Origin of the sequence: Zhongshania sp. (assembly GCF_041623545.1) — a bacterium.
Lineage (GTDB): Bacteria > Pseudomonadota > Gammaproteobacteria > Pseudomonadales > Spongiibacteraceae > Spongiibacter.
Map to the genome: position 1 here is coordinate 1 of NZ_JBFJWS010000200.1, position 5,818 is coordinate 5,818.

Annotated in this window: 6 protein-coding genes; 5 read left to right on the top strand and 1 reads right to left on the bottom strand. The window is 52.3% G+C overall.

All coding sequences use genetic code 11. The features are described 5' to 3' along the window. A partial coding sequence (locus ABYT30_RS14350; RefSeq protein ID WP_373097194.1) for an NAD(P)/FAD-dependent oxidoreductase occupies nucleotides 1–1,521 on the top strand: 1,521 nt, incomplete at its 5' end. A 76-nt stretch (nucleotides 1,522–1,597) separates the two neighbouring features. Here the strand turns inward: ABYT30_RS14350 and ABYT30_RS14355 are convergent. Then, nucleotides 1,598–1,864, bottom strand: coding sequence for a hypothetical protein (locus ABYT30_RS14355; protein ID WP_373080664.1), 267 nt, complete (start codon nucleotides 1,862–1,864; stop codon nucleotides 1,598–1,600). Between the two features lie 282 nt (nucleotides 1,865–2,146). Here ABYT30_RS14355 and ABYT30_RS14360 point away from each other — a divergent pair, with 282 nt between their 5' ends. The 4 genes from ABYT30_RS14360 to ABYT30_RS14375 form a co-directional block, all read left to right on the top strand. Beyond that, on the top strand, nucleotides 2,147–2,548 hold the full coding sequence (locus ABYT30_RS14360) for a MerR family DNA-binding transcriptional regulator (RefSeq protein WP_373080666.1): 402 nt from the start codon (nucleotides 2,147–2,149) through the stop codon (nucleotides 2,546–2,548). A gap of 60 nt (nucleotides 2,549–2,608) precedes the next feature. Then, a complete protein-coding gene (locus tag ABYT30_RS14365) occupies nucleotides 2,609–3,778 on the top strand; it encodes an isovaleryl-CoA dehydrogenase (RefSeq protein ID WP_373097196.1) in 1,170 nt (389 codons plus the stop codon). A 55-nt stretch (nucleotides 3,779–3,833) separates the two neighbouring features. After that, nucleotides 3,834–5,441 (top strand): carboxyl transferase domain-containing protein, encoded by a 1,608-nt coding sequence (locus ABYT30_RS14370; protein ID WP_373097199.1) that lies wholly within the window; start codon nucleotides 3,834–3,836, stop codon nucleotides 5,439–5,441. A 66-nt stretch (nucleotides 5,442–5,507) separates the two neighbouring features. Beyond that, the coding region (locus ABYT30_RS14375; protein WP_373097200.1) for a biotin carboxylase N-terminal domain-containing protein at nucleotides 5,508–5,818 on the top strand (311 nt) is incomplete at its 3' end.

Sequence of the window (5,818 nt, forward strand, 5' to 3'; positions counted from 1 at the left end):
AAGCACAATATCCTGCTTATTTATATGCTGGATATCGAGCTAACGGCCGATTCAGAACAACGAGTATTAGCACAATTTTCCGGCAAGCCTCATATCGGCCCCAGCCCCGACACCCAATACCACTTTGTTGGCCAAGCGCCTAGCGACTTCCCGGCTGCCGAACAACAGCGCCCCATTGTTATCGGCTTCGGGCCCTGCGGCATTTTGGCGGCACTGGTATTGGCACAAATGGGCTTAAAACCCATCGTGCTCGACCGCGGTCAAGATGTGCGCCAACGCACCAAAGACACCTGGGGACTGTGGCGAGAGCGCAAACTCAACACCGAGTCGAATGTTCAATATGGTGAGGGTGGTGCCGGCACCTTCTCCGACGGCAAGCTCTACAGCCAGGTCAAAGATCGCCGTTTTCTCGGCCGCAAAGTCATGACGGAGTTTGTGAAGGCCGGTGCGCCAGAAGAAATACTGATGGTCAGCAAACCCCACATCGGCACCTTCAAACTCGTCAAAATGGTGGAGAATATTCGCGCCGAAATAACCCGCCTTGGCGGTGAGATTCGCTTTAATAGCAAGGTCGAAACCCTACACCGCGAAACAGGCGATGGCGAATTTGGTCAAGTCACCGGTGTGACGCTTGCCGACGGCAGCCACCTTGCCAGCCGCCATATTATTTTGGCGGTGGGCCATAGCGCCCGCGACACTTTTACAATGCTCTTAGAGCAAGGGGTCTATCTCGAAGCTAAACCCTTTTCGATCGGTTTCCGCATCGAGCACCCCCAATCTGTGATCGACGCCGCCCGCTTCGGTGATAATGCTGGCAACCCCATACTCGGCGCCGCGGATTACAAGCTGGTTCACCATTGTAAAAATGGCCGCAGTGTTTACAGTTTTTGCATGTGCCCCGGCGGCACAGTGGTCGCCGCCACCTCAGAGGAGGGCCGAGTCGTTACCAATGGCATGTCGCAATATTCGCGCAACGAACGTAATGCCAACGCCGCTATTGTTGTCGGTATTGAACCCGAAAAAGACTATCCCGAACATGTGCTGGCAGGCATAGACTTACAGCGTAAACTCGAAAGCCTAGCCTACCAACTGGGCGGCGAGAACTACGATGCGCCCGCCCAGTTAGTGGGTGATTACTTGCGCAACACCCCCTCGACAGAGCTAGGCAAAGTCATTCCGTCCTACAAGCCAGGCGTGAGCTTAGGAGATTTAAGCCTCGCCCTACCCGATTTTGCGAATGCCGCGATTCGCGAGGCCATCCCCGCCTTTGACAAACAAATTAAAGGCTTTGCCATGAACGATGCCATACTGACCGGTATTGAGACTCGCACCTCGTCGCCAATCTGCATAAAACGCAGTCGCGATTACCAGAACCTCAACACCAAGGGACTTTACCCGGCCGGTGAAGGCGCAGGTTATGCGGGGGGGATTTTGTCTGCGGGTATTGATGGAATTAAAGTGGCCGAAGCGGTGGCCATAGATTTATTAGGACTGGATGTAGCGATACCTGACGGGCGCTAACATAGGGACTATGCGTCCACCACTGTCAGCACTCACTCCCAAAAGAGCAAGAGCTAATCAGCACCGCACGTATCGCCTATAAATCTAAATTTCGCGTCAGCACTTCAGCAGATTTAATAATACGGCTAACACGGTAAAGTTCATCGTGCTTTTCTTCCGCGGAGTAGCCTGCTGGCTCACCGGTGCTGGCATTAACGAGCCACGAGGTTTCAGGTCGACGCTTGCCGAGCAACTTCTTAAGTTCGGGGGCTGTAATACCTAATGCTTTAGCTGCCGCGTTATTGCTACAGCGGGTCTGATTTTCGTTCAGATAATCAAGTATTAGGGTGATTTTATCTTGCATTACAATAGGATCCTTACAAAGCTAATATGCGACAAAGTGTCCACCCTTGCGAGCTGATTAACCCTGTTATCAATAAAATGGGAGCTGGATCGACCAGTATACCGCATTTTGGAAAGAATTATTTCATTTGCTAGCGCAGGACATGCTGCACCGCCACTTCAAAAATGGGAATACAGAGCCTCACTCGCACCAGATAAGGTTTAAACTGCGCACGCCCAAAGTTGACGTTAACGTAAACTAGAAGTAGAGTAACGACTAACTATTTCCACTTACACAAACGCTATGGCACACCGAACCTACAGCATTTCTGATTTAGCATCGGACTTTGACGTCACCACCCGCACCATTCGCTTTTACGAAGAGAAGGGCCTACTCAACCCTGAGCGAAAGGGTCAAACCCGGGTATACAGTGCCGCCGACCGGATTAAGCTCAAGCTGATCATTCGCGGCAAACGCATGGGCTTGTCGCTGGAAGACAGCAAAGACATTATCGAAATGTACCAGCCCGAGCACGACAACAGCCCCCAGCTGATGAAGCTCATTAGTAAAATTCGCGAACGTCAGGTTCTTCTCAAAGAGCAATTGCGGGATATTGAAACTATGCTCGAAGAACTGAATGAAGCGGAAGAACGCTGTGTACAGGCACTCGCTGAAATGAAACCACAACAAAGTAAAGCTGGCTAATCAAACTGCCAACACATCGTTAGCAAATATTTTAATTACATTATTTAAGGTAAACCATTTATGAGCAGCTCCTACCCCACATTGAATTTTGGCCTTGGCGAAGACATCGATATGTTACGCGATGCTAGCTATCAATTTGCTCAAGCAGAAATTGCCCCACGCGCCGAAAGCATCGACAAAGACAATGCCTTCCCCATGGATCTGTGGCGCAAAATGGGTGATATGGGACTGCTCGGCATTACCGTTAGCGAAGAGTTTGGCGGTAGCGATATGGGTTATTTAGCCCACGTTATTGCCATGGAAGAAATCAGCCGGGCCTCAGCCTCGGTGGGCCTTTCTTATGGTGCTCACTCCAATCTCTGCGTAAACCAGATTTACAAAAACGGCAATCAAGCCCAAAAAGAAAAATACCTGCCCAAGCTGTGTTCTGGTGAACACATTGGCGCACTCGCCATGTCGGAACCCAATGCTGGCTCCGACGTCGTGAGCATGAAACTCAAGGCCGAAAAACAAGGCGACCACTACGTGCTCAACGGCAATAAAATGTGGATCACCAATGGCCCCGATGCCCACACCTATGTGATCTACGCCAAGACCGATATGGAAGCCGGCCCACGGGGCATGACCGCATTTATTGTGGAACGCGACTACCCTGGCTTTTCCCGCTCCCCTAAGCTCGACAAGCTCGGCATGCGCGGTTCCAACACCTGCGAACTGGTGTTTGAAGACTGCAAAGTCCCCGCCGAAAATATTCTTGGCAAAGAAGGTGAAGGCGTTAAAGTCTTAATGAGCGGCCTCGATTTTGAGCGCACCGTTTTATCTGGCGGCCCCACCGGCATCATGCAGGCCTGCATGGACGTGGTCGTGCCTTATTTACACGACCGCAAACAGTTTGGCCAAAGTATTGGTGAATTTCAGCTCATGCAGGGCAAGCTCGCCGATATGTACACCGAACTCAATGCCAGTCGCGCCTATTTATACGCCGTGGCTCGCGCCTGCGATCGCGGCGAAGCCAGTCGCAAAGATGCCGCTGGCGTGATTCTGTACACCGCTGAAAAAGCCACGCAAATGGCGTTGCAGGCCATTCAGACTTTAGGCGGCAATGGCTACACCAATGAATTCCCCACCGGCCGACTCCTCCGCGATGCCAAGCTCTACGAAATTGGCGCAGGCACCTCGGAAATTCGCCGCATGTTAATCGGCCGCGAATTGTTTAAAGAAACAATGTAAAAGCCAAAAAATATTGATAACAAACGACCCAGCGAACTGAAAGGGCACATGGAACATGACCGTACTCAAATCCAAAATTAATACCCGCGACCCCGGCTTTGCTGAGAATGCCGCGCATATGCGAGCTCAAGTCGAGGATCTACAAAAGATTGTTGCGACAAATAGCTTAGGCGGTGGGGAAAAATCCCAGCGCCGCCACACCGAGCGCGGTAAATTGCTGCCCCGGGAGCGCATCAGTGCCTTAGTTGACGTCGGCGCGCCCTTTCTAGAACTATCGCAACTCGCTGCTTACAAAGTGTATGACGACGATATTGCCGCAGCGGGTATCATCACCGGCATCGGTCGTGTCTGCGGTCAAGAATGCATGATTATCGCCAACGATGCCACCGTCAAAGGCGGCAGCTATTTTCCGCTCACTGTGAAAAAACACCTGCGCGCACAAGCCATTGCCCAAGAAAATCATCTGCCGTGCATTTATTTGGTGGATTCCGGCGGCGCCAACCTGCCCCAACAAGACGAAGTTTTTCCAGATCGCGAACACTTTGGTCGCTTCTTTTTTAATCAGGCCAATATGTCAGCAATGGGCATTCCGCAAATTGCGGTGGTCATGGGCAGCTGCACAGCGGGCGGCGCCTACATTCCCGCCATGGCTGACGAATCCATTATCGTGCGCGAACAGGGCACCATCTTTTTGGCCGGGCCGCCCTTGGTGAAAGCAGCAACGGGCGAAGTCGTTAGCGCCGAGGATCTCGGCGGTGCCGACGTGCATTGCCGCACTTCTGGGGTGGCCGACCACTACGCCCAAAACGACCACCACGCCCTGCAATTGGCGCGCAATGCGGTTAAACGCTTGAACCGTCGCAAACCGATTTCTCTCGATGTCGCGCCCAGTGAAGAACCTGCCTACCCCGCAGAAGAAATTTACGGCATCGTTCCCAAAGATAGCCGTAAGCCCTATGACGTGCGGGAAATTATCGCGCGTATTGTAGACGCATCCGATTTTGATGAGTTTAAAGCGCTATTCGGCACCACCCTAATCTGCGGCTTTGCCCGCATTTTTGGCTACCCAGTCGGCATTGTCGCCAATAACGGTATTTTGTTTTCTGAGTCGGCCCAGAAAGGTGCGCACTTTATTGAGTTGTGCGCCCAACGTAAAATTCCGCTGATTTTTTTGCAGAATATCACCGGCTTCATGGTAGGTCAGCAATACGAGTCAGGCGGTATCGCCAAGCACGGCGCCAAAATGGTTACCGCTGTCGCCTGCGCGCAAGTGCCTAAGCTCACGGTTTTGATCGGCGGTTCTTTTGGTGCCGGCAACTATGGTATGTGCGGCCGCGCCTACGACCCCCGCTTTTTGTTTATGTGGCCAAATGCCCGCATCTCGGTAATGGGTGGTGAGCAAGCCGCCGGGGTAATGGCACAAATAAAACGCGACCAATTCGAGCGCGAGAACAAAGAGTGGCCAGCTGAAGAAGAAAAGGCCTTTAAACAACCTATCCTCGACACTTATGAAGAACAGGGCCACCCCTACTATGCCTCGGCACGCTTATGGGATGACGGCGTTATCGACCCCGCTCACACCCGCATGGTCTTAGGTTTGAGTTTGTCAGCCAGCCTCAACAAGCCAATAGAAGACACCAAATTCGGCGTGTTCAGAATGTAAAACACCGACACCAGCTATGGGCTACACAACCGAAATTTCCGTATTCCAAAGAGTGGAAACGCAATCATGTTTGATAAAATACTAATAGCAAACCGCGGCGAAATCGCTTGCCGCGTTATCAAAACTGCCCGCCGCATGGGCGTGCGTACCGTTGCCGTCTACAGCGACGCCGACCGCAACGCCCTGCATGTAAGCATGGCCGACGAGGCCATTTATATTGGCGCGGCGCCAGCGCGGGAATCCTATCTCGACATCGATAAAATCATTGGCGCGGCCATTAAAACCGGCGCACAGGCGATTCACCCAGGCTACGGGTTCTTATCAGAAAACGCGGCCTTCTGCCGGCGCTGCGCCGCTGAAAATATTGTCTTTATTGG